At 64.4% G+C, this 25,027-nt stretch carries 23 protein-coding genes; 17 read left to right on the forward strand and 6 right to left on the reverse strand.

Annotated elements, in window-relative coordinates:
* Window position 1: 1 nt before the first annotated feature.
* A complete protein-coding gene (locus A8950_RS18275; protein ID WP_133615130.1) occupies window positions 2-2,596 on the forward strand; it encodes an MMPL family transporter in 2,595 nt (864 codons plus the stop codon).
* Here A8950_RS18275 and A8950_RS18280 read toward each other — a convergent pair.
* Together A8950_RS18280 and dxs are read right to left on the reverse strand one after the other, a co-directional pair.
* Window positions 2,580-3,206, reverse strand: coding sequence for an ABC transporter substrate-binding protein (locus A8950_RS18280; protein ID WP_133615131.1), 627 nt, complete (start codon window positions 3,204-3,206; stop codon window positions 2,580-2,582). The genes A8950_RS18275 and A8950_RS18280 overlap by 17 nt on opposite strands.
* Entirely contained in the window at window positions 3,203-5,116 is a 1,914-nt protein-coding gene (dxs, locus tag A8950_RS18285) for a 1-deoxy-D-xylulose-5-phosphate synthase (RefSeq protein WP_133615132.1), read from the reverse strand. Before dxs ends, A8950_RS18280 begins: the two co-directional genes overlap by 4 nt.
* A gap of 434 nt (window positions 5,117-5,550) precedes the next feature.
* Here dxs and ispH point away from each other — a divergent pair, with 434 nt between their 5' ends.
* Together ispH and hpnH are read left to right on the forward strand one after the other, a co-directional pair.
* Window positions 5,551-6,492: a 4-hydroxy-3-methylbut-2-enyl diphosphate reductase gene (gene ispH, locus A8950_RS18290; RefSeq protein ID WP_133615133.1), complete on the forward strand. Its 942-nt coding sequence runs from the start codon at window positions 5,551-5,553 to the stop codon at window positions 6,490-6,492.
* A 70-nt stretch (window positions 6,493-6,562) separates the two neighbouring features.
* Complete coding sequence (gene hpnH, locus A8950_RS18295; protein WP_133615134.1) at window positions 6,563-7,717, forward strand: adenosyl-hopene transferase HpnH; 1,155 nt, start codon at window positions 6,563-6,565, stop codon at window positions 7,715-7,717.
* Here the strand turns inward: hpnH and A8950_RS18300 are convergent.
* On the reverse strand, window positions 7,688-8,332 hold the full coding sequence (locus tag A8950_RS18300) for a phosphorylase family protein (protein ID WP_133615135.1): 645 nt from the start codon (window positions 8,330-8,332) through the stop codon (window positions 7,688-7,690). The genes hpnH and A8950_RS18300 overlap by 30 nt on opposite strands.
* Window positions 8,332-10,314 carry a squalene--hopene cyclase gene (shc, locus tag A8950_RS18305; protein ID WP_133615136.1) on the reverse strand — a complete coding sequence of 661 codons (1,983 nt, stop codon included), beginning with the start codon at window positions 10,312-10,314 and terminating at the stop codon, window positions 8,332-8,334. The genes A8950_RS18300 and shc overlap by 1 nt, the downstream gene beginning before the upstream one ends.
* 179 nt (window positions 10,315-10,493) lie before the next feature.
* On the opposite strand from shc, the gene A8950_RS18310 reads away from it, so the two are divergent.
* Window positions 10,494-12,647 (forward strand): ATP-binding protein, encoded by a 2,154-nt coding sequence (locus A8950_RS18310; RefSeq protein ID WP_166645269.1) that lies wholly within the window; start codon window positions 10,494-10,496, stop codon window positions 12,645-12,647.
* Between the two features lie 9 nt (window positions 12,648-12,656).
* On the opposite strand, the gene A8950_RS18315 is transcribed toward A8950_RS18310, so the two are convergent.
* Window positions 12,657-13,406: a sulfite exporter TauE/SafE family protein gene (locus tag A8950_RS18315; RefSeq protein ID WP_133615138.1), complete on the reverse strand. Its 750-nt coding sequence runs from the start codon at window positions 13,404-13,406 to the stop codon at window positions 12,657-12,659.
* A 237-nt stretch (window positions 13,407-13,643) separates the two neighbouring features.
* On the opposite strand from A8950_RS18315, the gene A8950_RS18320 reads away from it, so the two are divergent.
* From A8950_RS18320 to A8950_RS18380, 13 genes are all read left to right on the forward strand, one after another.
* On the forward strand, window positions 13,644-14,453 hold the full coding sequence (locus A8950_RS18320) for a DUF2189 domain-containing protein (RefSeq protein WP_166645270.1): 810 nt from the start codon (window positions 13,644-13,646) through the stop codon (window positions 14,451-14,453).
* A gap of 39 nt (window positions 14,454-14,492) precedes the next feature.
* Window positions 14,493-14,681 carry a hypothetical protein gene (locus A8950_RS18325; RefSeq protein WP_133615140.1) on the forward strand — a complete coding sequence of 63 codons (189 nt, stop codon included), beginning with the start codon at window positions 14,493-14,495 and terminating at the stop codon, window positions 14,679-14,681.
* Window positions 14,678-16,156: a cytochrome-c oxidase, cbb3-type subunit I gene (gene ccoN, locus A8950_RS18330; RefSeq protein ID WP_133615141.1), complete on the forward strand. Its 1,479-nt coding sequence runs from the start codon at window positions 14,678-14,680 to the stop codon at window positions 16,154-16,156. Before A8950_RS18325 ends, ccoN begins: the two co-directional genes overlap by 4 nt.
* A 13-nt stretch (window positions 16,157-16,169) precedes the next feature.
* Window positions 16,170-16,910 (forward strand): cytochrome-c oxidase, cbb3-type subunit II, encoded by a 741-nt coding sequence (gene ccoO / locus A8950_RS18335; protein ID WP_133615142.1) that lies wholly within the window; start codon window positions 16,170-16,172, stop codon window positions 16,908-16,910.
* Complete coding sequence (locus A8950_RS18340; RefSeq protein ID WP_133615143.1) at window positions 16,910-17,092, forward strand: cbb3-type cytochrome oxidase subunit 3; 183 nt, start codon at window positions 16,910-16,912, stop codon at window positions 17,090-17,092. Before ccoO ends, A8950_RS18340 begins: the two co-directional genes overlap by 1 nt.
* Window positions 17,085-17,954, forward strand: coding sequence for a cytochrome-c oxidase, cbb3-type subunit III (ccoP, locus tag A8950_RS18345; RefSeq protein ID WP_133615144.1), 870 nt, complete (start codon window positions 17,085-17,087; stop codon window positions 17,952-17,954). The genes A8950_RS18340 and ccoP overlap by 8 nt, the downstream gene beginning before the upstream one ends.
* Window positions 17,955-17,979: 25 nt before the next feature.
* Window positions 17,980-19,389 (forward strand): cytochrome c oxidase accessory protein CcoG, encoded by a 1,410-nt coding sequence (gene ccoG, locus A8950_RS18350; protein WP_243735703.1) that lies wholly within the window; start codon window positions 17,980-17,982, stop codon window positions 19,387-19,389.
* A gap of 14 nt (window positions 19,390-19,403) precedes the next feature.
* Entirely contained in the window at window positions 19,404-19,901 is a 498-nt protein-coding gene (locus A8950_RS18355; protein WP_133615146.1) for a FixH family protein, read from the forward strand.
* Complete coding sequence (locus A8950_RS18360) at window positions 19,898-22,270, forward strand: heavy metal translocating P-type ATPase (RefSeq protein ID WP_243735704.1); 2,373 nt, start codon at window positions 19,898-19,900, stop codon at window positions 22,268-22,270. The genes A8950_RS18355 and A8950_RS18360 overlap by 4 nt, the downstream gene beginning before the upstream one ends.
* Window positions 22,267-22,425, forward strand: coding sequence for a cbb3-type cytochrome oxidase assembly protein CcoS (gene ccoS / locus A8950_RS18365; protein ID WP_133615148.1), 159 nt, complete (start codon window positions 22,267-22,269; stop codon window positions 22,423-22,425). The genes A8950_RS18360 and ccoS overlap by 4 nt, the downstream gene beginning before the upstream one ends.
* Before the next feature lie 76 nt (window positions 22,426-22,501).
* Window positions 22,502-23,224 carry a DUF6134 family protein gene (locus A8950_RS18370; protein ID WP_133615149.1) on the forward strand — a complete coding sequence of 241 codons (723 nt, stop codon included), beginning with the start codon at window positions 22,502-22,504 and terminating at the stop codon, window positions 23,222-23,224.
* The gene (locus tag A8950_RS18375) at window positions 23,221-23,961 is read left to right on the forward strand and encodes an SDR family NAD(P)-dependent oxidoreductase (RefSeq protein WP_133615150.1); all 741 of its coding nucleotides are present in this window, start codon (window positions 23,221-23,223) and stop codon (window positions 23,959-23,961) included. Before A8950_RS18370 ends, A8950_RS18375 begins: the two co-directional genes overlap by 4 nt.
* A 16-nt stretch (window positions 23,962-23,977) precedes the next feature.
* A complete protein-coding gene (locus tag A8950_RS18380; protein WP_133615151.1) occupies window positions 23,978-24,427 on the forward strand; it encodes a nuclear transport factor 2 family protein in 450 nt (149 codons plus the stop codon).
* On the opposite strand, the gene A8950_RS18385 is transcribed toward A8950_RS18380, so the two are convergent.
* Window positions 24,386-25,006, reverse strand: coding sequence for a DUF3833 domain-containing protein (locus A8950_RS18385; RefSeq protein ID WP_133615152.1), 621 nt, complete (start codon window positions 25,004-25,006; stop codon window positions 24,386-24,388). The genes A8950_RS18380 and A8950_RS18385 overlap by 42 nt on opposite strands.
* Between the last annotated feature and the right edge of the window lie 21 nt (window positions 25,007-25,027).

The raw sequence follows: 25,027 nt of genomic DNA on the forward strand, positions 1-25,027 counted from the left end.
GATGCTGGACCGGCTGTTCGCCGCAATCGTCGCCTGGAGTACGCGCTTTGCCAGGCTGTTCGTGCCCGCCATGCTGCTGCTGACGGCGCTGGCCGGCTACTATACCGCGCGCAACATCAGCTTCGATACCGATACCACCAACATGATCTCGCCGGAATTGCCTTGGCGGCAGGAATTGGCGAAGTTCAACGATCTCTTTCCCCAGAACAGCGTCCTGCTGGTGGTCATGGTCGACGGCGCCACGCCCGACATCGCCGAGGACGCGGCCGCCGCCCTGTTCCAGCGGATCGCCGCACGCCCAGACCTGTTTGCGACCGCCCGGCGCGCCGATGGCGGGCCGTTCTTCCAGCGTTATGGGCTCTTGTTCCTGAAGACGGAGGAAGTCCGCAGGATCGCCGATGCGGTGATCGAGGCGCAGCCCTTCATCGGCGCCATCAGCCAGGATCCCAGCCTGCGCGGGCTCTTTGACGTACTGAGCCTCGCGATGCAGGGCGTGCGTGAACGGGCGACCGGCATGGAGCGGCTGGAACGGCCGCTGTCGCAGATTGCCGCGACCCTGAGCGAAGCCCTGGCCGGTGGTCGCCAGGCGATGTCGTGGCAGGCGCTGATGCTCAACCGCGACGCCGAGCCGCGCGAATTGCGCAAACTGATCCTGACCCAGCCCAACCGCAACTTCACCAGCCTGAAACCATCCGCGGCGGCCAGTGCCTTCATCCGCGAAACGGCCATCGAGCTCAACCTGGTACCGGAGACCGGCGTCACCGTCCGCCTGACCGGCCAGGCAGCGCTCAATGACGACGAATTTGCGACGGTCAGGGAAGGCATGGGCTTTGCCCTGGTGCTCTCGGTGGTCCTGGTGCTCGGTCTGCTCTTCATCGCCTTGCGCTCTTTCAAGCTGATTCTCGCCACCTTCGCCACCCTGATCGTCGGCCTGATCCTGACCTTCGCCTTCGCCACGCTGACGGTCGGCAGCCTCAACCTGATCTCGATCGCCTTCGCGGTCATGTTCATCGGCCTGTCGATCGATTTCGGCATCCAATACGGTGTCCGCTTCGGCCAGGAAGCGATCGAGGGCACGCCCGCGCCGCTGGTCAGCGCCGGCGCCGCGATGGCCCGGCCCTTGACCCTGGCGGCAATCGCTACCGCGGTCGGATTCGCCGCCTTCATTCCGACGGATTACAGCGGCGTCTCCGAACTCGGTCGCATCGCCAGCGCCGGCATGGCCGTGACACTGGTCCTCAACGTTACCCTGCTGCCGGCGCTGCTGGCCCTGCTGCAGCCGCGGATCGGCGGGCGCGAGATGGCCATGCCCTGGACCAGGCGCCTGGACGCCTTTCTGGCGCACCGCCGGCCGCTGGTGCTCGCCTTCTGGCTGGCGCTGGCGGCGACCGGACTGGCCCTGTCGCCCCGCCTCGCCTTCGACTTCCATCCGCTGCATCTGAAGGATCCCAATGTCGAATCGATGGCGGCGATCTATGACCTGATGAAGGATCCTCTGCGCACCCCCTATGCCATCGAAGTACTGGCGCCCGATGCCGAGCAGGCAGAGGCACTGAAGCAATCCATCGCCGACCTGCCCGAGGTCTTTGCCGTCCTGTCCGCCAGCACGTTCGTACCCAAGGATCAGGACGAGAAGCTCGCCATCCTGGCCGATCTGGACCTGCTGCTGGGGCTCAGCCTGACGCCGCTGGATCAGCGCGCCCCACCCAGCGTCGATGAGATCCGGGCCGCCTTCCGCCAATGCGCCGCCGATCTGCGCATCGCCCTGCCCGATTCCAGCCGCGCCCAGGAACTGGCGCGGCTACTCGACCAGGCGGCAGACGCAGACCCCGCGATCTATCCCGAGCTTCACCGTATGCTGGTCGGCGGCCTCATGCCGCGCATTTCCGCGCTTGCCTCGGCACTCACCGCCCAACCGCTCAGCGTCGCGACCCTGCCCGACGAGATCCGCAAGGATTGGATCGCCGCCGATGGCTCTTGGCGGCTGACCGTCATGCCGAAGGGCGACAGCGACGACAACGAGGTATTGGCGGATTTCGTGGCCGCGGTGCGCAGTGTCGCCCCCCATGCCACCGGACCCGCCGTGCAGATCTATGAATCCGGGCGGGCCGTCACCCGCGCCTTCCAGATTGCCACAGCGACGGCGATCGTTGCGATCGCGCTGCTGATGGCCGTGGTTCTGCGGCGCCTGCGCGATGTCATCTACGTCCTGCTGCCATTGCTAGTGGCGACGCTGGCGACGATCGTGGTCTGCGTCAGCATCGGATTGAAGCTCGATTTCGCCAATGTCATCGCGTTGCCGCTGCTGCTTGGCATCGGCGTGGCGTTCAACATCTATTTTGTCGTCAACTGGCGGCGCGGGGTCGAGCATGCGCTGTCGACCGGAACGGCGCGCGCCGTCCTGTTCAGCGCGCTGACGACGGCGGCGTCCTTCGGCAGCCTCGCCATGTCGAGCCATCCCGGCACGTCGCGCATGGGGCTGCTGCTGCTGATCTCGCTTGGCGTGCTGCTGGCGGTCGTGTTCGGCTTCCTGCCGGCGATGCTGGGCCGGCCGCCGCATCCTCAGTCTCGCCCGGGGATCAGGCTTCCTTCTTGAGGTCCTGGATCTTCTGCTCGAGCTGGGCGACGAGGGCGGTGGCGCCGCCCTGGCGCAGGCTCTGCGCGAATTCCGCGCGCAGCTGCGCCATCTGCGAGATCGATCCGGCAAGATAGATGTCGATCACACGCCAGGCATTTTCATTGAGGCGGAACAGATAGTTCAACTCCACCGGCTCGCCATTCGAGCGAACCAGCTTGGTTTCCACCAGCACCCGGTCCTCGCCGGCCGATTTGACGGCACCGATCTCGAACTTCTGGTTGCTGTAGCTGCGGAACCGGGCGGCGTAGGTCGTGACGATGTAGCGATCGAAGGTCTGCAGCACGGCACCCTTGTCCTCGCCAGACATCGCGGTCCAGTCCGGGCCGACGGATATGCGGCACATCGTGGCCACATCGAAGGTGTCATTGAGCACCGGCTGGATGATCCGGTAACGCCCGTCAAAACCGAGTTCGGCGCCGTTGCGCATGCATTCGAGCAACGCGTCATAGAACGCCGTGATCCGAGCCGTCGCCTCGACGCCGGCATCGGCCAGGACCCGGCGCGGACCCAGCACCATACCGGCCCCGGCCACAGCGAGGCTGCCTAGCAGGGTACGCCGCGAGATCATGCCCGGGCGCTCGCCTCGGCAACGCCAAGTGCTGCCAGCACTTCGCTGACGATGTGGCGGGCATTCAGGCCGGCCACGTCATACTGCTTCTGCGGCGCATCATGGTCGATACAGATATCGGGAATCACCATCGGCCTCACTTTCAGTCCGCGATCGAGCAAACCGGCCCGCGCCAGGAAATGTAGGACGTGAGAGCCGAAACCGCCAATCGCACCTTCCTCGATGGTGATCAAGACTTCGTGTTCCCGCGCCAGCCGGCCGATCAGTTCCTCGTCCAGCGGCTTGCAGAAGCGCGCGTCGGCGACGGTGCAGGACAGGCCCTTGGCGGAAAGTTCGTCGGCCGCCTTCAGTGTCTCGGCAAGCCGGGTGCCAAAGGAAAGAAGTGCGATCCGCGACCCCTCGCGAACGATACGGCCCTTGCCGATCGGCAGGACTTCGCCCCGGGCCGGAAGTTCGACGCCGATTCCCTCGCCGCGCGGATAGCGGAAGGCCGACGGCCGATCGTCGATGGCGGCGGCAGTCGCCACCATATGCATCAGTTCCGCCTCGTCCGCCGGCGCCATCAGGACGAAATTGGGCAGGCAGCCGAGATAGGCGACATCGTAATTGCCGGCATGGGTCTGCCCGTCGGCACCGACCAGACCGGCCCGGTCAATGGCGAAGCGGACCGGCAGGCTCTGGATCGCCACGTCATGCACGACCTGGTCATAGCCGCGTTGCAGGAAGGTCGAGTAGATGGTGCAGAACGGCTTCAGTCCCTCGGTCGCCATACCGGCACAGAAGGTGACGGCATGCTGTTCGGCGATGCCGACGTCGAAGGCGCGATCCGGGAATTCCTTGCCGAAGGCGTCGAGGCCCGTGCCGGAAGGCATCGCCGCCGTCACGGCGACGATCCGCTCGTCGGCCTTCGCCTCGGCGATGAGCGCCTTGGCGAAGACACCGGTATAGCTCGGCGCCTTGGGGGACGATTTCTGCTGGACGCCGGTCTCGACGTCGAACTTGACCACGCCATGATAGCGGTCGGCCGAATTCTCGGCCGGTGCATAGCCCTTGCCCTTCTGCGTCACGACATGGACCAGAACCGGTCCCGGCTCGTCGGATTGTGCCAGGTTCTGCAGAACGGGCAAAAGATGGTCGATGTTGTGGCCGTCGATCGGCCCGACATAATAGAATCCCAGTTCCTCGAACAGCGTGCCGCCGCCCGAGATGATGCCGCGTGCATATTCCTCGGCGCGGGCCGCCATTTTCTGCAGACGATCCGGCAGGATCCGCGACACGTCCTTGGCGAAATGCCGCAGCGAGCGGAACGACGTCGAGGAGAGCGAGCGCGAGAGATAGGCCGAAAGGGCGCCGACGGGCGGTGCGATCGACATGTTGTTGTCGTTCAGGATGACGATCAGCTTGGTGTCGCGCGAGCCGGCATTGTTCATCGCCTCATAGGCCATGCCGGCGGACATCGAGCCGTCGCCGATGACGGCAATGCAGGCGCGCTTCCTCCCCTGGATTTCGCTGGCGACGGCCATGCCGAGCGCGGCAGAGATCGAGGTCGAGGAATGCGCCGTGCCAAAGGGATCGTATTCCGATTCCGAGCGCTTCACGAAGCCAGAGAGGCCGCCGCCCTGGCGCAGCGTCCGGATGCGGTCGCGACGCCCGGTCAGAATCTTGTGGGGATAGGCCTGGTGGCCCACATCCCAGATCAGCCGGTCATAGGGCGTGTCGAAGACGTAATGGATGGCCACCGTGAGTTCGACCACGCCGAGGCCCGCGCCCAGATGGCCCCCCGTCACCGAAACCGCATCGATGGTCTCGCGGCGCAGTTCGTCGGCCAACTGGCGCAGATCGGAGGGGTCCAGCTGGCGCAATTGGGCCGGCGTGGCCACGCGGTCGAGCAATGGGGTCTTGTTGGTCAATGGAGTGGCCTTCTACCCGAATCTTGGAATCAGTCCGAGAAATACCGGATCTGCCGGGGCCGGGCGCTGTGGGCGCAGCCCTGCGGCCGGTATCTCTGGCATTTCCGGTTCATGCGAATCCGGCTGCTTATAGGCAAATAGCCGCATCAGTGCCACCCCTTTCCGGCTCCGTTTAGGCGTCAACTCCGCCATTTGCGATGCATTGCCCACCAAATGGTTGACGATTTTATTATATTATTGCGCCAGAGCTTCCACCCCCTTGTAGGGGGACCCCAAGTGGACTGCTTTCTAGTAGGCAAACATGGCGATTCTGTGTAAACAGGCGCCTGACCTAGATTTTCGCCGCATCCGTCTCGCCGGTCGAGCAGGCGCTAAAAACCGAGCGCTTTAATAGGTTATTATCGGTACGTGAAACTGAAGCAGGTCTGATACGAATGCGGGTAGTTCTGGCGCAACCGCGCGGATTCTGTGCCGGCGTGGAGCGGGCAATCGAGATTGTCGAACGTGCCATCGAGCGCTTCGGTCCGCCAATCTATGTCCGGCACGAGATTGTCCACAATCGCCACGTGGTCGAGGGCCTGCGCGCCAAGGGCGCCGTCTTCGTCGAGGAACTGGACGAAATTCCCGAAGGCCGCTTCGCCATTTTCAGCGCCCATGGCGTCTCCAAGGCGGTTGTCAGTTCCGCCCACCAGCGCGGCCTCAATGTCATCGACGCCACCTGCCCGCTGGTTTCCAAGGTCCATAACGAGGGTACCCGCTATGCCGACCAGGGGCGCCAGGTGATCCTGATCGGCCATGCCGGGCATCCTGAAGTCGAGGGGACGATGGGCCAGATTCCAGGCGGCGTCTTGCTGATTTCGACGGCTGCGGATGTAGCCAAGCTGGAAGTGGCGGATCCCGAGAAATTGGCCTTTGTCACCCAGACGACCCTATCGGTCGACGATACCCGCGGGATTATCGAGGCGCTGCGCGCCCGCTTCCCCAGCATCGTCGGCCCGGACACCAAGGACATCTGCTATGCGACGCAGAACCGCCAGACGGCGGTGCGCAAGCTGGCGACCGAGGTCGACATGATCCTGGTGGTGGGTGCGCCCAATTCCTCGAATTCGAATCGTCTCAAGGAACTGGGCGAGGAACTCGGCGTGCGCAGCCACCTGATCGAGGACGCCAGCCAGTTGCAGCCTGAATGGCTACACGGCGTGGCGGCGATCGGCATCACGGCCGGGGCCTCGGCCCCCGATGTCCTGGTCCAAGATCTGGTGGCCCGCCTCAGGGAATTGCGCGAGGTGCGCCTGGAACTGCTGGCCGGCGTGGAGGAGAATGTCCGCTTCCGCCTGCCGCCGGAACTAGCTGACGCACCGGTCGCAGCACAATAGGGTCAAATCGCTTTTTCGTCTGATTGCATAGCATCCAGTCGAGTTAGGTTCAGTAAAGGAGTTTGCAGCCGTGTCCGTTCCCCTTCGTCAGGCCATCCGCGTCGGCGCCTATGTGGTCAAGCAGCATCTGCTGGGCCGCAAGCGCTATCCGCTGGTGCTCATGCTGGAACCCCTGTTCCGCTGCAACCTCGCCTGTGCCGGCTGCGGCAAGATCGATTATCCGGCGGAGATCCTGAACAAGCGCATCTCGGTCGAGGACGCCCTTGCCGCCGCGAACGAGTGCGGCGCACCGGTCGTGTCGATCGCCGGCGGCGAACCGCTGCTGCACAAGGAACTGCCGGAAATCGTCGATCGTTTGATCAACGAACAGAAGCGCTCGATCTATCTGTGCACCAATGCGCTTCTGCTCGAGAAGAAGATGCATCTCTACAAGCCGTCACCCTATTTCACCTGGTCGGTGCATCTCGACGGCTCGAAGGACGAGCATGACAAATCGGTCTGCCAGACCGGCGTCTACGAGGCCGCCGTCGCCGCCATCAGGAAGGCGAAGGAAGCCGGCTTCAACGTCAACATCAACTGCACCTTCTTCGACGGCACCGACCCGGACCGCGCGGCGAAATTCTTCGACGATGTGATGGCCATGGGCGTGAACGGTATCACCGTGTCGCCTGGCTATGCCTATGAGCGCGCACCCGACCAGCAGCATTTCCTCAACCGTAAGAAGACCAAGGACCTGTTCCGCGCGATCTTCCGCCAGGGCAGTAACGGCAAGCGCTGGCGCTTCAGCCAGTCGACCCTCTTCCTCGACTTCCTGGCCGGCAATCAGAGCTATCACTGCACGCCCTGGGCCAACCCGACGCGCAACGTGTTCGGCTGGCAGCGGCCCTGCTACCTCCTGGGCGAAGGCTATGCCAAGAGCTTCCAGGAACTGATGGACACCACCGAGTGGGACAAATACGGCGTCGGAAATTACGAGAAATGCGCCGATTGCATGGTCCATTCGGGTTTCGAGGGCAGTGCCGTCAAGGACACGATCCGCAATCCTTTGAAGGCGCTCAAGGTCGTGATGAAGGGTATCGAGACCGAGAAGCCGATGGTGGCGGACATCCCGCTCGACAAGCAGCGTCCGGCCGAATACGTCTTCTCGCGCCATGTCGAACAGGCGATGGCCGACATCCACGCCGAGAAGGAACGCCTAAAGCAGGCCCGCGCGGCCGCCGAGTAAGGTTTTCAGCGCGATATCGGAGCGCCGCGCCACCCGCAGCAAGGCGGGCAACTGGAACGGGTTCCGCAGCAGCGACAGAAGGACGGCACCGATCGCGGGCCGTCCTTCTTTATTAAGGCCAACCAGGGCCGCCTGCGGCAACGCATCCACTGCCGTATCGGCGATTGCCCGGATGACAATGAATGGCAGGTTGTGTCGCCTGGCGGCCGCCGCCACGTGGTGGCTTTCCATGTCGATCGCCGCCGCCCCCGTGGTATCGTACAAGGCCTTCTTGTCGGCAACGCTCGCCACTGCATGGGAAGCGCCGGCGATCCGCGCCACGCGGCCCTGCGGCAGGGCGGTTGCCGCCCGCGCAACCCAGGCGTTATCCGCCGCGAGGCGCGTCTTGTCTGGCAGGACGATCTCGGCACCAATCAGCAGGTCGCCGGGGCCAAGAGCCGGATCGAGCGCGCCGGCAATGCCAAAACTCGCCAAATGCGTGACACCGCTACCGACCAGAGCGTCGATCTTCGCCAAGGTCGCGTCGGCATGGCCACCGCCGGAAACGACGATGCCATCTACACCGTCAAGCAGCCTCGCCTCCGAGACCATGCCGGTGACGATGCCGAGTTTCATCACATACCGAACATGACTTGCTGGGAATTGCCCTGCTTCAGGTTGCGGTAGCGCGCCGTCGCCCAGAGCGGAAAGAACGCCTTGTAGCCGTGATAGCGCAGATAGAACACGCGCGGGAAGCCGACCGCGGTGTATTCCTGTTCGTCCCAGGTGCCATCCGGCTTCTGCGTCGCATTGAGATAGGCGATGCCGCGCGTGACCACGTCGCTGTCCACCTCGCCCGCCGCCATCAGGCCGAGCACGGCCCAGGCGGTTTGCGACGGGGTCGATTCCGGCCCTTGCCCACGCGGCTTGTCGCTCCAATAGCTATCGCCACTCTCGCCCCAGCCGCCATCGGCGCGCTGCATGGACGCCAGGAAGGCAACACCTTTGCGCATCGCCGGATGATCCGGCGGCAGGCCGATCGCGTTCAAGGCGCACAGCACCGACCAGGTGCCATAGATGTAGTTGGTGCCCCAGCGGCCGAACCAGGCGCCATCCGTCTCCTGTTCGCGCAGCAGGTATTCGACGCCAGCCTTCACCTTCGGGTGATCCATCGTATAGCCGAGCTGCGCCAGCATCGAGATGCAGCGCGCCGAGACATCGGCGGTCGGCGGATCCAGCAGTGCACCGTGATCGGCGAAGGGAATATGGTTGAGGTAGTAGTACTCGTTGTCGGCGTCGAAGGCACCCCAGCCGCCATTCTTGCTCTGCAGGCCCAGGATCCATTCCACGGCGCGATCGATCGCCTCCTTGTAGCGGGCGTGATCCAGCCGATCCATCGCCATCACCACCACCGCGGTATCATCGACATCCGGATAGTGATCGTTGTTGTACTGGAAGGCCCAGCCGCCCGGGCGGATGCCGGGTGCATTGACCGCCCAATCGCCGACGACATCGAGAATCTGGCGATCCCTCAGCCAGTCGGCCGCCGCCGTGACGCGGGCCTTGTCGACCCCGGCTTCCAGCAGCGCGTGGGCGGCGAGACCGGTATCCCAGACCGGCGAGAGACACGGCTGGCAATAGGCCTCGTCCTCCTTGAATACCATCAGCTTCTCGATCGAGGCGCGAGCGATGGAATAGTCCGGATGGTCCCTCGGGTAGCCGAGGATGTCGAACATCATCACCGAGTTGGCCATGGCCGGGTAAATGGCACCGAGGCCGTCTTCACCGTTGAGGCGTTCGGAGACCCAGGCGACGGCCTTGTCGATCGCCTTTTGACGCGATCCTTTCGGAAACAGCCAGTCGGACCGCTGCAGGATCCGGTCGATCACGCGGAAAAAGACCGCCCAGGGCCCCTTGCGGTCCATGTTGTACCAATTGGTCACCTGTTCCGGCGGCACCACGAACAGTTCACGCACGTCGACCTGCTTGGGATTGCGGGACCGCGGCTTCTTCGCCATCAGCACCAGGAGCGGCACGATCACGGTGCGTGACCAGTAGCTCACCTTGTCGAGATGGAACGGGAACCAGCGCGGCAGATGCATGATCTCGACCGGCATGACGGGGACGCCACGCCAGGGAATCTGGCCGAACAACGCCAACTGGATGAGGGTGAAGACATTGCTCTTCACCGCACCGCCGAAATCCAGGATCGCCTGGCGGGCGCGCACCATGTGAGGCGCGTCGATATCCTCGCCGCAGCATTTGAGGGCGTAATAGGCCTTTACCGAGGCCGAAATGTTGAACGCGCCGCCGTGATAGAGCGGCCAGCCGCCATGGTCGCCCTGAATGTTCTTCAGATAGCGGACGATCTTTGCTTCTGTCGCGGGATCGATCTCGTCCAGGAAATGCTTGAGCAGGACATATTCCGCCGGAATGGTCGCATCGGCCTCCAACTCGAAGGCCCAGTGTCCGTCCGGATGCTGCCGCCCCAGAAGGGCCTCGGCCGAACGATCAACGGTGCGCGCAAGCTCCGCCGCCAGCCGATCAGGGGAACCATCGACCAGGGTTTCCTCCACGACGGCGGAAACCGCCTGGGCAGCAAGGTTGCGACTGCTCATTGCTTGATTCATTTCAATTTTTTCCGTGATTCGCGCCCGGAGAATGCGTGACTTTTCCCTTTTTTTCAACCCGTTAACGCCGTTTTTGTGTTTCGCATCCAAAGGTCGCATAAGCTGCAAAATCAATGGTTTATTAAGCAGCATGCGCAAGAGTAATGGCTGCTTTGCCCGGGGGAACCATGCAGGCTGTTTCAATTCGGTGGCTATCCAGATGGCTCAAGGCGCGCCTGTCGCGCCAGATCATGGCCGCGCTGACCATCAGCGTATTCCTGGTTGGCGTACCGTCAGCGCTGATGTTGCAACAACTCAGCGAACGCTGGGCGATCGACGACGCCAAGCAGCTCATCCACGCAATCCAGCAGAGCAAGGTCCACGAAATCGAGACAACCCTGGAGCAGGCCGAGGTCAGCCTGGAAAAGCTGGCAGCTTTCGTCCATCGCGAAATGGCGGATCCGCCCACGCTGGAAGATGACACCCGGTTCGCGCTGCAATTCGTGCCGTTTCCCGACGGCTCGACCAGGTCCGACCCCAAGCGCTTCGATGGCAAGACACAGGCCGGCACCTATATCGACCCGCGCACGCCCCAGACACCGTTCACCCGGGCTTTCCACGCGCGCCTTGCGCCGATGATCGAGTTGTTCGGCACGGCACAGCTCATGCGCTTCGACACCATGTGGCTGATGACCCGCTGGCGGTCGATGATCGTCATGATGCCGCGCGTACCGCGCTACATCTTCAACGCCACACCCGAAAACGAGCATGGCACGCCCCAGTGGCTTGCCGGTGCCGACCCGGAGGTCAATCCGGCGCGCGATCTGTATTGGACCGATCCCACCTTCGACCCGATCTCGAATTCGTGGGTGGTCAGCGTCGTGCGGCCCCTGGATATCCGTGGGCAGTGGATCGGCGCCATCGGCCACGACTTTCTCCTGGCGGGACTCTTCGAGCGCCTGAGCCTCGACCCGGCCTTCGCCCGCGCCCAGGATTTCCTGATCGACAGCAACGGCAACTACATGCTGGCGGGCCAATGGCAGCAGCATATCGAGAGCGCCGCCTTCGGCCCAGCCGACAAGGCCGAGATCGACGCGGCCCTGGCGCCGGTCCTCGCAAGTCTGACCGCCGGCAACGGCGCGGATTCCGACATCGTCGCCGCGGAATTCCTGGGCCAGCCATTCCTCGCCGTCGCCAGCGAGGTTCGGGAGCCGCATTGGCGCCTGATCCATCTGGTCCCGGTGAGCAGCGTGTCCGGCCGCGTATCGCAGGCCTTCATAGGCTCGGCCATCGTCACGCTGATCGCCTTCGTGATCGTGGCGATGGTGATCCACATGCTGCTGCAGCGTCGCGTCATCAAGCCACTGCGGGCGTTGGCCGGTTCCGTACAGCGCTTTGAAAACGGGGATTTCGACAGCCGCGCCGCCATCAACAACCGGGACGAGATCGGGCGCCTGGCGAGCGCCTTCAACGGCATGGCCGCCCGGATCGGCATTTCCCAGCGCCGGATCGAGGCCGCGCAGCTGGCGTTGCAGAACCGCAACATCGAACTGCAACGCGCCAATCGCACGAAATCCAATTTCCTCGCCAATATGAGCCATGAATTGCGCACGCCGCTCAACGCCATCCTCGGCTTTTCCGAGGTGCTCAACCTCGAGCTCTACGGGCAGCTCGGCGATGCGCGCTATCGCGAATATGTGGCGCACATCAATCGCAGCGGCCAGCACCTGCTGGAACTGATCAACGACGTGCTCGACCTGTCCAAGATCGAAGCGGAGAAGTTCGAACTCACCTTCGCCCTGCAGGACATTCGGCCGCTGATCGAGGATGCCATCAACATGGTGCGCCCGGCGGCAGATGCCCGCGGCATCGTTCTGGATGTGCCGCCCGCGACCATGTCGGTACAGTTGAACTGCGACCGCCGCGCCTTCAGCCAGATGCTGATCAACCTGCTGAGCAACGCCGTTCGCCACACCGCCGCAGGCGGTCGGGTTGCCGTCGAGGTGGAGCAATTGCAGGATGGTGGCGTTGCCGTCACCGTCGCCGATACCGGCTGCGGTATCCCGGCGCAGTTCCTGCCGCACCTTTTCTCGCCCTTCGGCGTTCGCTCTGCCCAGGTCGCCGGATCGAGCCAGGGCGGCACAGGCCTCGGCCTCTCCATTACGCAGGGCCTGATCCGCTTGCATGGCGGCGAAATCGGTGTCGAAACGTGTCTTGGCGCAGGCACGCGCATGCGCCTCGTGTTTCCCCCGCTCGGCGCGAAGCGGGCACCAGAACCAGATAGGACGCCAGAACCAGATAGGACGCCGGAGCCCGAGCAGGTTGCCGACGCGGCCGAATAGAGGCCGCGGTCAGAGGGCGTCGCGCAGGGCCATCGCCAGCAGGATGCAGGCGTTGAAGCCGGCAACGAATGGCAGCGCGCGTTGCGCCAGCGGCCGCCAGCGCAAGGCGGCCCGTCCGCCGAGATAGCCCACCGCCCCCAGCGCCGGAATCGTGCCAAGGACGAAGCCCGCCATGCCGATGGCTGCCGCCAGCGGATCGGCCGTGGCCGCCGCCGCTGCCAGCGCGCCATAGAGCAGGCCGCAGGGCATGAAACCCAGCAGCAGCCCCAGGACGAAGCCGCGCCAGCCGAACGGCGCCTGCAGCAGGGGCCCGGCAAGGCGTGGCAGGGCGTCACCCCACAGGCGCGGCGACGGCAGGCCGAAGCCGCGCCATGCCTGCCAGGCGAAAATGATGGCCGCAAAGGCCAGCAGCGAGGGTGCGAGATAGGGCCAATCGGTCAGATGGCTGGCCACACCGAAGGGTGCCGCCAGCAACGCGCCGGCAAGAATGTAGGTGGTGGCGCGGCCGACCTGATAGGGCAGCGCCAGACCCGCCTGCAGCCGGCGCAGTTCCAGCCGCAGGGCGCCACCTTGCAGCGGCACCCTGGCCATACGGCCGCCGCTCTGGGCCAGCACGAAGGGGCCGCACATGCCGACGCAATGCCCGGCCGATCCAACAAAGCCGGCGACCAGCAGGCCCAGGAAAACCGGCCCATGCGCCACCGCCACGTCCTGGCAATGGGCAGCCAATGCTGCAAAGGCGGATATGCCGTCCGACATGAACCTTCTGTCTCCGTTTCCGGCCCGGGCGGACCCGGACGAAAGGACCACGCCAACGGGGTCCCGTTAACCGGGCCGGATCACCTGCCGGCAGCGTCATTCTGCCGCTATCTCGCACTGCATCATGAGCCGCCACATTGATCTAAATCAATGTCCCGCCGGGCCTCTCAACCTAGCTTTTGCGGGAGGATTCGTCGGCCGGCGACGGATCCGACTTGCGACGAGGGAGGGGGCGTCATGGCCCGGGGACAACAGCAGCGCGCGGACATCGAATTGACGGGCGATTATCGAGGCATCGTCCTGCCGATCAATCGGGTCGAGGTGGACGATACCTGGGATTGGCTGCGCCGCGGCTGGCAGGATTTCCGGCGCGCCCAGGCGGTCGATTTCTGCTTCGGCATCGCCATCGCCGCCGTCTCGTTTCTGATCCTCGCCATGGCCTGGCAGGCCGATCTCTGGCCCTATGTCTGGCCGCTGGCTGCCGGCTTCATGTTCCTGGCCCCTCTCCTCGGCATCTGCTTCTACGAGACCAGCCGCCGGCTGGAACAGGGGCTGCCGCTCAATCTGGTCGACATTGCGCTGTCTTGGCGCCAGCGGCCGGGTCAGATCTTCACCCTCGGCCTCATTCTCATGCTGTTCCAGGTCGCCTGGATCTACATCGCCATCCTCATCTATGCCCTGTTCTTCGGCGGCCAGCCGGTCTCCTGGAACAGCTTCGTGCTCGACACCCTGCTCTCCCCCAAGAACATCCCCTTCTGGCTGGTGGGATGCGGCATCGGCGCCGTGCTGGCCGGAATTGTGTTCTCCATCTCGGTGGTTTCATTTCCGCTGTTGCTCGATCGCGATATCGGCGTGCCGCAGGCCATCGCGACCTCCATTGCCGCCAGCATCGTCAATTGGCGGGTCCTCCTCGGCTGGGGTGCACTGATCGTCCTTTTCAGCATTGCCGGGATCGTCACGCTCTGCATCGGGCTGATCGTCACCATGCCACTTCTCGGGCATGCCTCATGGCATGCCTATCGCGACATCGTCGCGGCACCGCGCTGAGCGCGCTGCCGCCAGATTTTTCCACGGAGGTTCACCGTCATGTTCGGGATTGGAAACTGGATTGCCACAATCCTGCTGGCCGCCATCAGCCTGATCGGCCTGGTCCTGTGGTCGCACGCCCACGACATCGGCATGGAGATCTTCGGTGCCGGATTGCTGTTCTTCGGCATCCTGATGATTTTCCGCCTGATCACCAACGCCTACGGCAATGAGGAGAAGCTGTCATGAGCAGCGCCGTCGCGGCGGCGGGCACCGGCCCGGTCCACGCCAAGCACGAGACCTATAACGAGCAGATCGTCAAGCTGTTCACGCTGGCCACAGTCTTCTGGGGCGTCGTCGCCTTCCTGGTCGGCGTTGTCATTGCCCTGCAGTTGGCCTTCCCCTTTCTCAACCTCGGCCTGGAATGGACCAGCTTCGGCCGCCTGCGGCCGGTCCACACCTCGGCCGCGATCTTCGCCTTCGGCGGCAATGCCCTGCTCGGCACGTCGCTCTACGTGGTGCAGCGTACCTGCCGCGCAAGGCTCTGGGGCGGTGACGCCTTGGCCGAGTTCCTGTTCTGGGGCTACCAGCTGTTCATCGTGATGGCGGCACTCGGCTATGTCCTCGGCATCACCGGCGGCCGCGAATACGCCGAACCGGAATGGTATGTCGATCTGTGGCTGACCCTGGTATGGGTCGTCTACCTGCTGATCTTCCTCGGCACACTGATGAAGCGGAAGGAACCGCATATCTACGTCGCCAACTGGTTCTATCTCGCCTTCATCGTCACCATCGCCATCCTGCATATCGGCAACAACCTCGCCATTCCCGTCTCCTTCTTCGGCGCCAAGAGCTATTCGCTCTTCTCCGGCGTGCAGGACGCGATGCTGCAATGGTGGTACGGCCACAATGCGGTCGGCTTCTTCCTGACCGCCGGGTTCCTCGGCATCATGTATTACTTCGTGCCGAAGCAGGCGAACCGGCCGGTCTATTCCTACCGCCTCTCCATCGTGCATTTCTGGTCCCTGATCTTCCTCTACATCTGGGCCGGCCCGCACCATCTCCACTACACTTCGCTGCCGGACTGGACGCAGACCCTCGGCATGACCTTCTCGGTGATGCTGTGGATGCCCTCCTGGGGCGGCATGATCAACGGCCTGATGACCCTCTCCGGCGCCTGGGACAAGCTTCGCACCGATCCGGTGCTGCGCTTCCTGGTGACCTCGGTCGGCTTCTACGGCATGTCGACCTTCGAAGGCCCGGTGATGTCGATCAAGGCGGTCAACTCGCTCAGCCACTATACCGACTGGACCATCGGCCACGTGCATTCGGGGGCCCTCGGCTGGGTCGCCTTCGTCAGCTTCGGCGCGGTCTACTTCCTGGTGCCGGTGTTGTGGAAGCGCTCGGGCCTCTATTCGCAGCGCCTGGTCGAATGGCACTTCTGGACGGCCACCTTCGGCATTGTCCTCTACATCACGTCGATGTGGATCAGCGGCATCATGCAGGGCCTGATGTGGCGCGCCTACGACACCCTGGGCTTCCTGCAGTTCAGCTTCGTCGAGACGGTCGATGCCATGCATCCCTATTACGTGATCCGCGCGCTGGGCGGTGTCCTGTTCCTGCTGGGCTCGCTGATCATGGTCTACAACGTCGCACGGACCATCCGCGGCGACCGCCGGCAGGAAACTGCCATCGGCGGCGCCACCGCACCGGTCCGGGCCTGAGGAGTTCACCACGATGATCAAACACGAAGTCTTCGAGAAGAACTCCATCATCCTGCTGGGCGGCATCGTCGTCACCGTGGCGATCGGCGGCCTGGTCGAGATCGTGCCGCTGTTCACCATCGGCGAGACGATCGAGCAGGTCGAGGGGGTCCGGCCCTATTCGCCGCTGGAACTGCAGGGCCGCAACATCTATATCCGCGAAGGCTGCTATCTGTGCCACAGCCAGCAGGTCCGCCCGTTCCGCGACGAGATCGAGCGCTATGGCCCCTACTCCCTGGCGGCGGAAAGCATCTACGACCATCCATTCCAGTGGGGTTCGAAGCGGACCGGACCGGACCTCGCCCGCGTCGGCGGCAAATACTCCAATGACTGGCATGTCGCGCACATGATCAACCCGCGCGCCGTGGTGCCGGAATCGATCATGCCGAGCTATGCCCATTTGGCCGCTCGTGAATTGCGCATGCCGGATATCGCCGAGCACCTGAAGGCGCTCAGCATCGTCGGTGTGCCCTACAACGACGAGATGATCGAGAACGCGCGGACAGATTTCCTGGCGCAGGCGACGCCCGACGCCGATACCGAAGGCGTGCTGGCACGCTATCCCAAGGCGGTGATTGGTGATTTCGACGGCAACCCCGCAAGTGTCACGGAGATGGACGCGCTGATCGCCTATCTCCAGGTGCTTGGCCGGATGGTCGATTTCACCACCTACCGCCCTGACTATGCCGGCGCGGTAGAAGCAGGAGCGCAGTGATGGATTTCCCCAGCATTGCCGAAGCCGCACATTTCGCGCGGCAGATCTGGCCGGCCTGGCTGATGCTGATCTTCCTCGGCATCGGGTTCTATGCCTTCCGCCCCAAGAACCGGCGCCATTTCGACGATTGCGCCCAAATTCCCTTCAAAGCCGACGGCGAGGAGCCGCAGCGCCATGACTGACATCAACCGCGACGAGGTAACCGGCAAACCGACCACCGGCCACGAGTGGGATGGTATTCGCGAGCTCAACACGCCGCTGCCGAGATGGTGGCTGCTGGTCCTCTATGCCTGCATCGTCTGGTCGATCGGCTATTGGGTGGTCTATCCCGCCTGGCCGAGCCTCACCAATTACACCAAGGGCATGTTCGGCTATAACAGCCGTGCAGAACTGGCCGAGAATCTGGCCGCCGCCGAGGCCGCGCAGAGCCAGTGGCTCTCGAGAATCGACCAGAACTCGGTCGAGGCGATCGAGGGCGATCCCGAGCTCCTCAATTTCGCCATGGCCGGCGGCCGCGCCGCCTTCAACGAGAATTGTGCGCCCTGCCACGCCACCGGCGGCGCCGGTCGCCCGGGTTTCCCCGTGCTGGCAGATGACGAATGGATCTGGGGCGGCACGCTGGCCGACATCCAGCAGACCATCCAGCACGGCATCCGCGCCGCCGACGACGCCGAGACCCGGATCACCGACATGCCGCGTTTCGGCATCGACGGGCTGCTCGACCGGACGCAGGTCAATGACGTGACCGAATTCGTTCTCTCGCTGTCGGGCCGCGCCACGGACCAGGCGGCGGCCGAGGCCGGCCAGCAGATCTTTGCCGACAATTGCGCCGCCTGCCATGGTCCGGCCGGCCAGGGCCTGCGCGAGTTTGGCGCACCCAACCTGACCGACGAGATCTGGCTCTATGGCGGCGAGAAGAAGGAAGTGATCGCCCAGATTCACAACCCGAAGATGGGCGTCATGCCGCATTGGATCGGCCGGCTAGATTCCGCCCGGATCAAGATGCTGACGGTCTATGTCCACTCCCTCGGGGGCGGCGAATAGTCCGCCCCAAGGAGCTCGCCCAGCCATGCTAGCCGGCGGCAGCAAACTCTATGCCGATCATGTCAAGGTCTACCCGCAGCGAATCTGGGGCAAGTTCCGCAGCATCAAGTGGGCGATTCTTGCCATGCTGCTGCTGATCTATTATCTGGTTCCCTGGATCCGCTGGGATCGCGGCCCGGACGCCCCCGACCAGGCCGTCCTGATCGACATGGCGGGCCGGCGCGCCTATTTCTTCTGGATCGAGATCTGGCCGCAGGAGGTCTACTATCTGGCCGGCCTGCTGATCCTCGGCGCCTTCGGGTTGTTCTTTGCGACCTCGCTGCTGGGACGCGTCTGGTGCGGCTTCACCTGCCCGCAAACGGTCTGGACCGACCTCTTCATGCAGGTCGAGCGCTGGGTCGAAGGCGACCGCAACGCCCGCATCAAGCTGGATGGCGAGCCGGTCAGCCTCGGGAAATCCGTCCGCAAACTGACCAAGCACGGCATCTGGCTGCTGATCGCGCTGGCGACCGGCGGCGCCTGGGCGATGTATTTCGACGATGCGCCCACCCTGCTGCGCAACTTCTTCACCGGCCAGGCTGGCGAACTGCAATACGTCTTCGTCGGCCTGTTCACGGCGACCACCTATATCCTGGCCGGCTGGGCACGCGAGCAGGTCTGCATCTATATGTGCCCCTGGCCGCGCTTCCAGGCGGCCATGTTCGACGAGCACACCATGCTCGTCACCTATGAGGAATGGCGTGGCGAACCGAGAGGTCCGCTGAAGCGAGCCGCGGCCGAGGACAAGCCGCAGGGCGACTGCATCGATTGCGGCCTTTGCGTTCGCGTCTGCCCGACCGGCGTCGACATCCGCCAGGGCCAGCAACTGGCCTGCATCGGCTGCGGCCTCTGCGTCGATGCCTGCAACTCGGTCATGGCCAAGATCAACCGGCCGCTTGAACTCATCACCTACGACGCCCTTTCCGCCCAGGCCGATCGCGCCGCGGGCCGGCCGCCGAAGCGCCGCTTCATCAGGCCACGCACGGTGGTCTACTTCGTCATGATCCTGGCCGTCGGCATCGGCATGCTGGCCACTTTGAGCCAGCGCGCGCGCCTTGATGTTTCGCTGCTGGCCGACCGCGCGCCGCTGTTCGTGCGCCTGAAGGACGGCGGCATCCAGAACGGCTATACCCTGAAGATCCTCAACATGCTGCGAGAGCCAGGCACGTTCAGCCTCGAGGTTGAAGGCCTGCCGGGTATCGAGACTCGCCTGATCGGCGCGGATTCGTCGCGCATCGCCGTTGCGCCGGATGACGTCGGCACCTTCCGCCTGCTGCTGCTGGTGCCCAAGGGAGCCGCCCCTTCCGGGTCAAGCCCCATCACCGTCAGGGTGACGAACCTGGCAAATGGCGAGGTCAGCATTCATGATGCAACCTTCAACGCGCCGCAGCAGTGAATGACGAGGTTCCGATGACTGCAAACCGTGCCCTTTCATCCACGAGCCGGAAATCGGCCTGGATCCCCGCCACTTTTGTCGGCGCCATGGGACTTGTCGTCGCCGTCAATGTAGTCATGGTCTATTTCGCCACCTCGACCTTCCCCGGGCTCGACACCGACAAGGCCTATGTCCACGGCCTCGCCTACAACGATACCCTGCGCCGTGCCGCCGCCAGCGACGCCCTGGGCTGGACCGCCAGTGCGGCCGTCAGCGACGGACGCCTGACAGTGGATGTCAGGAATGCCGCCGGCAGCCCGGTGCCCGACCTGGCGCTGCAGGGTGCTATCGTGCGTCCGACAACCACGATGATGGACCGCGAGATCACCCTGTCGGCCGATCCGGCGCATCCCGGCCGCTATGCAGCGGAACTCGATCTGCCCGCCGGCGGGATTTGGGAACTGCGGCTCGTCGCCGGTAACGCGCCGGGTGGCACAGCCTGGCAATGGACGGATCGGGTCATTGTGCCATGAACAACACGGCGCCGGGCGCCGCGGTTGATAGCGCCTGCCGACATTGCGGTCAGGCCGTGCCGGATGGCGGTGAGTTCTGCTGTGCCGGCTGCCGTGGCGCCTTCGCCCTGGTGAACGCCCTTGGCCTCGAGAGCTACTACGAAAAGAGATGCCTGGAGGGCGACGCTGATTTTTCGCGGCTGCGCCCGGACTCTGATGACGGCAGCATCGATCTCACCGCCTGGATCCGCCCTGCCGGCGACAATGGGCTGAGCCTCGCCCTGATGGTCGACGGCCTCACCTGCGGCGCCTGTGTCTGGCTGATCGAACAGACCCTGCTGCGCCAGCCCGGTGTGCGCCAGGCCCGCGTGTCGCTGGCAACGCGGCGCCTGACCCTGGTGTGGGAGGCCGGTGCCGCCGATCCCGGCCGGCTTGTGACGCTGGTACAGCGGCTGGGTTATCGCCTTCTACCATGCGATCCGACACGATTCGCCTCGGCCGACCAGCGCCAATCCCGCGAGTTGCTGCGCTGTCTCGCCGTGGCCGGCTTCGCCGCCGGCAACATCATGCTGCTCTCGGTTTCGATCTGGTCCGGCCATGCCGAAGACATGATCGAACCGACACGGGATTTCCTGCACTGGATCTCGGCGCTGATTGCCCTTCCGGCCATCGCCTATGCCGGCCGGCCCTTCTTCCGCTCGGCCTGGGGCGTCCTCAGGGCCGGGCGCACCAATATGGATGTGCCGATTTCGCTCGCCATCCTGCTGGCGCCCGCCGTCAGCATGGCGGAAACCTTCCGCTCCGGCCCCCATGCCTATTTCGACAGCGCGGTTACCCTGCTGTTCTTTCTGCTGATCGGGCGCTACCTCGACCACCGGGCCCGGCATCGCGCCCGCGCCCTGGCCGAGCAGCTGCTGGCGCTCAACGCCGTTGCGGCCACTGTGCTCGCCGAAGACGGCAGCCGCCGCGAATTGCCACCCTCGGCACTGGCCCCCGGCATGTTGGTCCTGGTCGGTGCCGGCCAGCGCATTCCGGCGGACGGCATCATCGCCAGCGGCCGCAGTGATATCGACACCAGCACCGTCACCGGAGAATCCGTGCCGCAGTTGCATGGCACTGGCCAGCATGTCTATGCCGGTACGCTCAACCTCGGTGCTGCTCTGCAGATACGCGTGGCGGCCGCCGGTGACGCGACGCTGCTGGCGGACATCATTCGCCTGATGGAGGCCGCCGAGACCCGACGCGGGCGCTTCGTCCGGATTGCGGACCGGGTCTCGCGCCTTTATGCCCCGGTGGTCCATGTGACGGCGCTTGCCACCTTCCTCGCCTGGATCTTCCTGGGCGGCATGGCCTGGCAGCCGGCGATGATGATTGCCGTCGCCGTCCTCATCATCACCTGTCCCTGCGCCCTGGCCCTGGCGGTGCCGGTGGTCCAGGTCGTTGCCAGCCAGCGCCTGATGAAGGGCGGCATCCTGCTCAAATCGGGTGACGCGCTGGAGCGGCTCAAGGACATCGATCATGTGGTTTTCGACAAGACAGGTACGCTGACGCTCGGCCGCCTCGTCCTGGTCAACCAGCCGACACCGCGCCTGCACCGCATCGCGGCCGGCATGGCGGCAAACTCAAGACACCCGCTGGCCCGGGCCATCGCCCAATCCGTCACCGCGGCACCAGTACTCGAGAACGTGCAGGAACGTCCGGGAGAGGGCCTGTCATGGCGGGATGGCGTGGGGGAATGGCGCCTCGGCTCCGCCACCTTCACCGGTCAGCGTGACGATGGCGAGGCCCGCAGTGTCCTTTGGCTGACCGGTCCGCGCAATGCCAGGGAGAAATTCATCCTGGCCGATCAGGTCCGGCCCGATGCCAAGGCCGTGGTTGCCACTCTGGCCAAGCTCGGCCTGACCGTGGAGATCTGCTCAGGCGACCGATCCGCCCCGGTTGACGCCCTCGCCGCGCAGCTCGGCATCCGCACCGCACACGCCCACCTTCGCCCAACCGACAAGGTCGCCCATCTCGAGCGCTTGGCAGCCCAGGGCCGCCGCATCCTGATGGTCGGCGACGGTCTCAACGACGCAGCTGCGCTGGCCGCCGCTCACGTATCGATGGCACCCGCCAGCGCGGCCGACATCAGCCAATCCGCCGCGGATATCGTCTTCCAGGGCGATCGCCTGCAGCCGATCATCACCGCCCTCGGCGTGGCACGCTCGGCCAATGCCCTGATGCGCCAGAACCTGGGGCTCGCTCTGTTCTACAACCTTGCCGCCGTGCCGCTGGCCGTGCTTGGCTATGTGACGCCGCTGGTCGCGGCACTCGCCATGTCGACTTCGTCGATTCTGGTAATCCTCAACAGCCTGCGCCTGGGCCGCGCCGGCGGCGGAAGCAAGGCATGAACGTCCTCCTTTTCCTGATCCCGATCGCCCTTTGCCTCGGGGGTATCGGCCTGGTCGCCTTTCTTTGGTCGCTGCGCTCGGGGCAATATGATGACCTGGAAGGGGCTGCCAGGCGGATCCTGTTCGACGAGCCGGACAATCCCCCCGGTAAATGACCACCCCGCCAGCCGGCAACTCTGGCCGGGGTGATCCACCGTCTCACCCGCCGCGTAAAGCACCGGGGAGGTTCCAATGCGACGTCTCATTTTGCCGGTGTTGCTGTTTTGCGGCTGGCTCGGCCAGGGCGCCTGGGCCATGGAGCAATCGGCTGCCCGTGCCGATAAGGCTTTCGATCCGCTTGCAGTCTACGGGCCCACTGCAAGCTATGACATCTTGCGGAATGGCGAGCCGGTCGGATCGCATCGCATCGAATTCACCCGGTCCGGCGATATCCTGGCCGTGGAAAGCCGGTCCGATATCGAGGTCCGGCTGCTGTTCCTCTCAGCCTACAGCTTTTCCTATGTGGCCCAGTCACACTGGCAGGACGGCCAGCTGCTGACGCTCGAGGCAAAGACGGATGATGACGGCGAGCGCAGCGTCGTTCGCGTGGCGCCAGCCAATGACGGCCTGATTGCCGCGGGTCCCTCGGGGGAATCCCCCATCACACCCCTCCATCCCCTGTCCGAGCATTGGTGGCAGCGGTTCATTGCCGGTGAGGAACAGCTCAATACCATCACCGGCGCCGTCAACCGGATCGACGTCGAACCGCTGGGTAGCGCCTATGTGCCGATGGCGGCCGGCATAGCCCCCGCAGCGCGCTTCCGGATCGACGGCGACATCCAGCTGGAGACCTGGTACGACGACGCCGGCCGCTGGCTTGGCATGCGTTTCCTGGCGCGGGACGGCTCGACCATCGAATATCGCTGCCGGGCCTGTCGCGCCGAAATGGCATCCCTGGCCGGCGACGGCCGGTGAATCAGCCCCATCTCTGGATCACCGGGGGCGGCAGCGGCATTGGACGCGCCCTCGCCCACGTTGCCGCGGCTGAGGGCATGGTGGTCTCGGTCAGCGGCCGGCGCCAGGATGCGCTGGAAGAAACCGGGCGGGGTCACTCACGCATATTTCCCGCCATGCTCGATGTGACCGATGCGGCCGCGGTAGATGCCGCCCTGGACGCGATCGAGGCGCAACATGGTCCCGTCGATATCGCGGTCCTCAATGCCGCCCGATACCAGGCGATGGACGCGGCTGATTTCGACCTTGCCGGTTTTCGCGACCACATCGAGACCAATGTGATGGGTGTGGCACATTGCCTGGCGCCGCTGCTGGCCCGGATGCGGCGCCGGGGCAAAGGACGGATCGCGCTCGTCGCCTCGGTTGCCGGCTATCGCGGATTGCCGCAGGCAGCCGCCTATGGTCCGACCAAGGCAGCCCTCATCAATCTGGCCGAAAGCCTGCGGCCAGGCGCTGCGGCAGACGGCGTCATCATCCAGGTGGTCAATCCAGGCTTTGTCGAAACCCCGATGACCGCCGCGAACCGCTTTCCAATGCCTTTCCTGATCTCGCCCGAAAAGGCGGCCCGCCACATCCTCGCCGGGCTGAGGCGGGACGGATTCGAGATTGCCTTTCCCTGGCCTTTCGTCATGCTGCTGAAGGTAGCGCGCCTGCTGCCCTATCGGCTTTATTTCGCCCTGACGCGCCGAATGTTGTGACTGAAGGGAAGCCGGCATGGCCATAGACGCCGCGGCAACGCTGCAGGACTACCTCGCCCTCTGGGCCGACCCGTCGCCGGATCGAGATCTGGATAGACTGGATGGGCTCACCACCGAGAGCATCGTCTTTCGCGACCCGATCCAGGAGGTTCACGGCCGTGACGGGCTGAAGGCTCTCTTTGCCGACAGCCACCACAGTGTCGCCGACAGCGACGTGCGCATCGACGGCATCGCCTGGGTCGACCAGCGGCGCGCCTTTGTCAAATGGCACTATGCCGGAACCATCAGGCGATTGAGTCTGCCAAACTGGTCAGTTACGGGGATGAGTGACATCCGTTTCGACGAGCGGGGCCTGATCGTCAAGCATGAGGACCACTGGGACCTCGCCAGCGGCCTGTTCGAGCATTTTCCGCTGATCGGCGGGCTATTCCGCCGCCTGCGCATGCGATTGCGGCTGAAGCGCTGAGGCCGCCTGGTTTGCGTCGGGCAGCTTCCGGAAGGCAATCGTCACCACGCCGATGTCGAAGCCCCACCGGCTGACCGTCGCATGGTTCAGCATCATGCCGTCCGATTGCAGGAACATCCAGTCGTCGAATGACACGCGCCAGCTGCCGTCACCGACCTTGAGATCCATCTTGTAGGTCCAGTTAAGGGCGTTGCCACTTGCCGTACCGGCGGCTACGCCGATGACATCGTCTGCCCGCCCTTCGTAGCGGCCGCCGCCCAATGCCCGAATGCGCCAGATCCGCTGCTGCGTTTCCCCGTCGTCGTAGACAAAATCCTCGCGCAGGATCAGTTCGTCGCCCTCGAGGCTACCGTTGATGTCGACCACGAACTGCCGGCGCAGATTGCCGAAGCGGTCATGGAACATGCCCCAGGCCTTTAGGTCGCCAAGGAAGTACTCCTCCAGCTTCAGGGTTGGCTGTGATGCCGCAAATTCGTCGATCTTCATGTTGTTGCACCCGCCGACCAGTCCGGCGAAGGCCAAGGCCAACCCCAACCGCAAGGCACGAAGTCGCGGAACCACAAGGTTTAGCCGGCGCATTTTCGCCCAACCGATCTTTTT

Origin of the sequence: Dongia mobilis, from assembly GCF_004363235.1 — a bacterium.
Taxonomy (GTDB): Bacteria; Pseudomonadota; Alphaproteobacteria; order Dongiales; family Dongiaceae; genus Dongia; species Dongia mobilis.

Bases quoted from the DNA above. Each gene is read 5' to 3' on its own strand.
- A8950_RS18280 (WP_133615131.1), bottom strand. From the start codon at position 3,206: ATGATCTCGCGGCGTACCCTGCTAGGCAGCCTCGCTGTGGCCGGGGCC.
- A8950_RS18380 (WP_133615151.1), top strand. From the start codon at position 23,978: ATGGCCATAGACGCCGCGGCAACGCTGCAGGACTACCTCGCCCTCTGG.
- A8950_RS18275 (WP_133615130.1), top strand. From the start codon at position 2: ATGCTGGACCGGCTGTTCGCCGCAATCGTCGCCTGGAGTACGCGCTTT.
- A8950_RS18325 (WP_133615140.1), top strand. From the start codon at position 14,493: ATGTTCGGGATTGGAAACTGGATTGCCACAATCCTGCTGGCCGCCATC.
- A8950_RS18385 (WP_133615152.1), bottom strand. From the start codon at position 25,006: ATGCGCCGGCTAAACCTTGTGGTTCCGCGACTTCGTGCCTTGCGGTTG.
- A8950_RS18300 (WP_133615135.1), bottom strand. From the start codon at position 8,332: ATGAAACTCGGCATCGTCACCGGCATGGTCTCGGAGGCGAGGCTGCTT.
- ccoO (WP_133615142.1), top strand. From the start codon at position 16,170: ATGATCAAACACGAAGTCTTCGAGAAGAACTCCATCATCCTGCTGGGC.
- ccoP (WP_133615144.1), top strand. From the start codon at position 17,085: ATGACTGACATCAACCGCGACGAGGTAACCGGCAAACCGACCACCGGC.
- A8950_RS18370 (WP_133615149.1), top strand. From the start codon at position 22,502: ATGCGACGTCTCATTTTGCCGGTGTTGCTGTTTTGCGGCTGGCTCGGC.
- ccoN (WP_133615141.1), top strand. From the start codon at position 14,678: ATGAGCAGCGCCGTCGCGGCGGCGGGCACCGGCCCGGTCCACGCCAAG.
- A8950_RS18340 (WP_133615143.1), top strand. From the start codon at position 16,910: ATGGATTTCCCCAGCATTGCCGAAGCCGCACATTTCGCGCGGCAGATC.
- ccoS (WP_133615148.1), top strand. From the start codon at position 22,267: ATGAACGTCCTCCTTTTCCTGATCCCGATCGCCCTTTGCCTCGGGGGT.
- shc (WP_133615136.1), bottom strand. From the start codon at position 10,314: ATGAGCAGTCGCAACCTTGCTGCCCAGGCGGTTTCCGCCGTCGTGGAG.
- ispH (WP_133615133.1), top strand. From the start codon at position 5,551: ATGCGGGTAGTTCTGGCGCAACCGCGCGGATTCTGTGCCGGCGTGGAG.
- A8950_RS18310 (WP_166645269.1), top strand. From the start codon at position 10,494: ATGCAGGCTGTTTCAATTCGGTGGCTATCCAGATGGCTCAAGGCGCGC.
- A8950_RS18355 (WP_133615146.1), top strand. From the start codon at position 19,404: ATGACTGCAAACCGTGCCCTTTCATCCACGAGCCGGAAATCGGCCTGG.
- A8950_RS18315 (WP_133615138.1), bottom strand. From the start codon at position 13,406: ATGTCGGACGGCATATCCGCCTTTGCAGCATTGGCTGCCCATTGCCAG.
- A8950_RS18320 (WP_166645270.1), top strand. From the start codon at position 13,644: ATGGCCCGGGGACAACAGCAGCGCGCGGACATCGAATTGACGGGCGAT.
- A8950_RS18360 (WP_243735704.1), top strand. From the start codon at position 19,898: ATGAACAACACGGCGCCGGGCGCCGCGGTTGATAGCGCCTGCCGACAT.
- ccoG (WP_243735703.1), top strand. From the start codon at position 17,980: ATGCTAGCCGGCGGCAGCAAACTCTATGCCGATCATGTCAAGGTCTAC.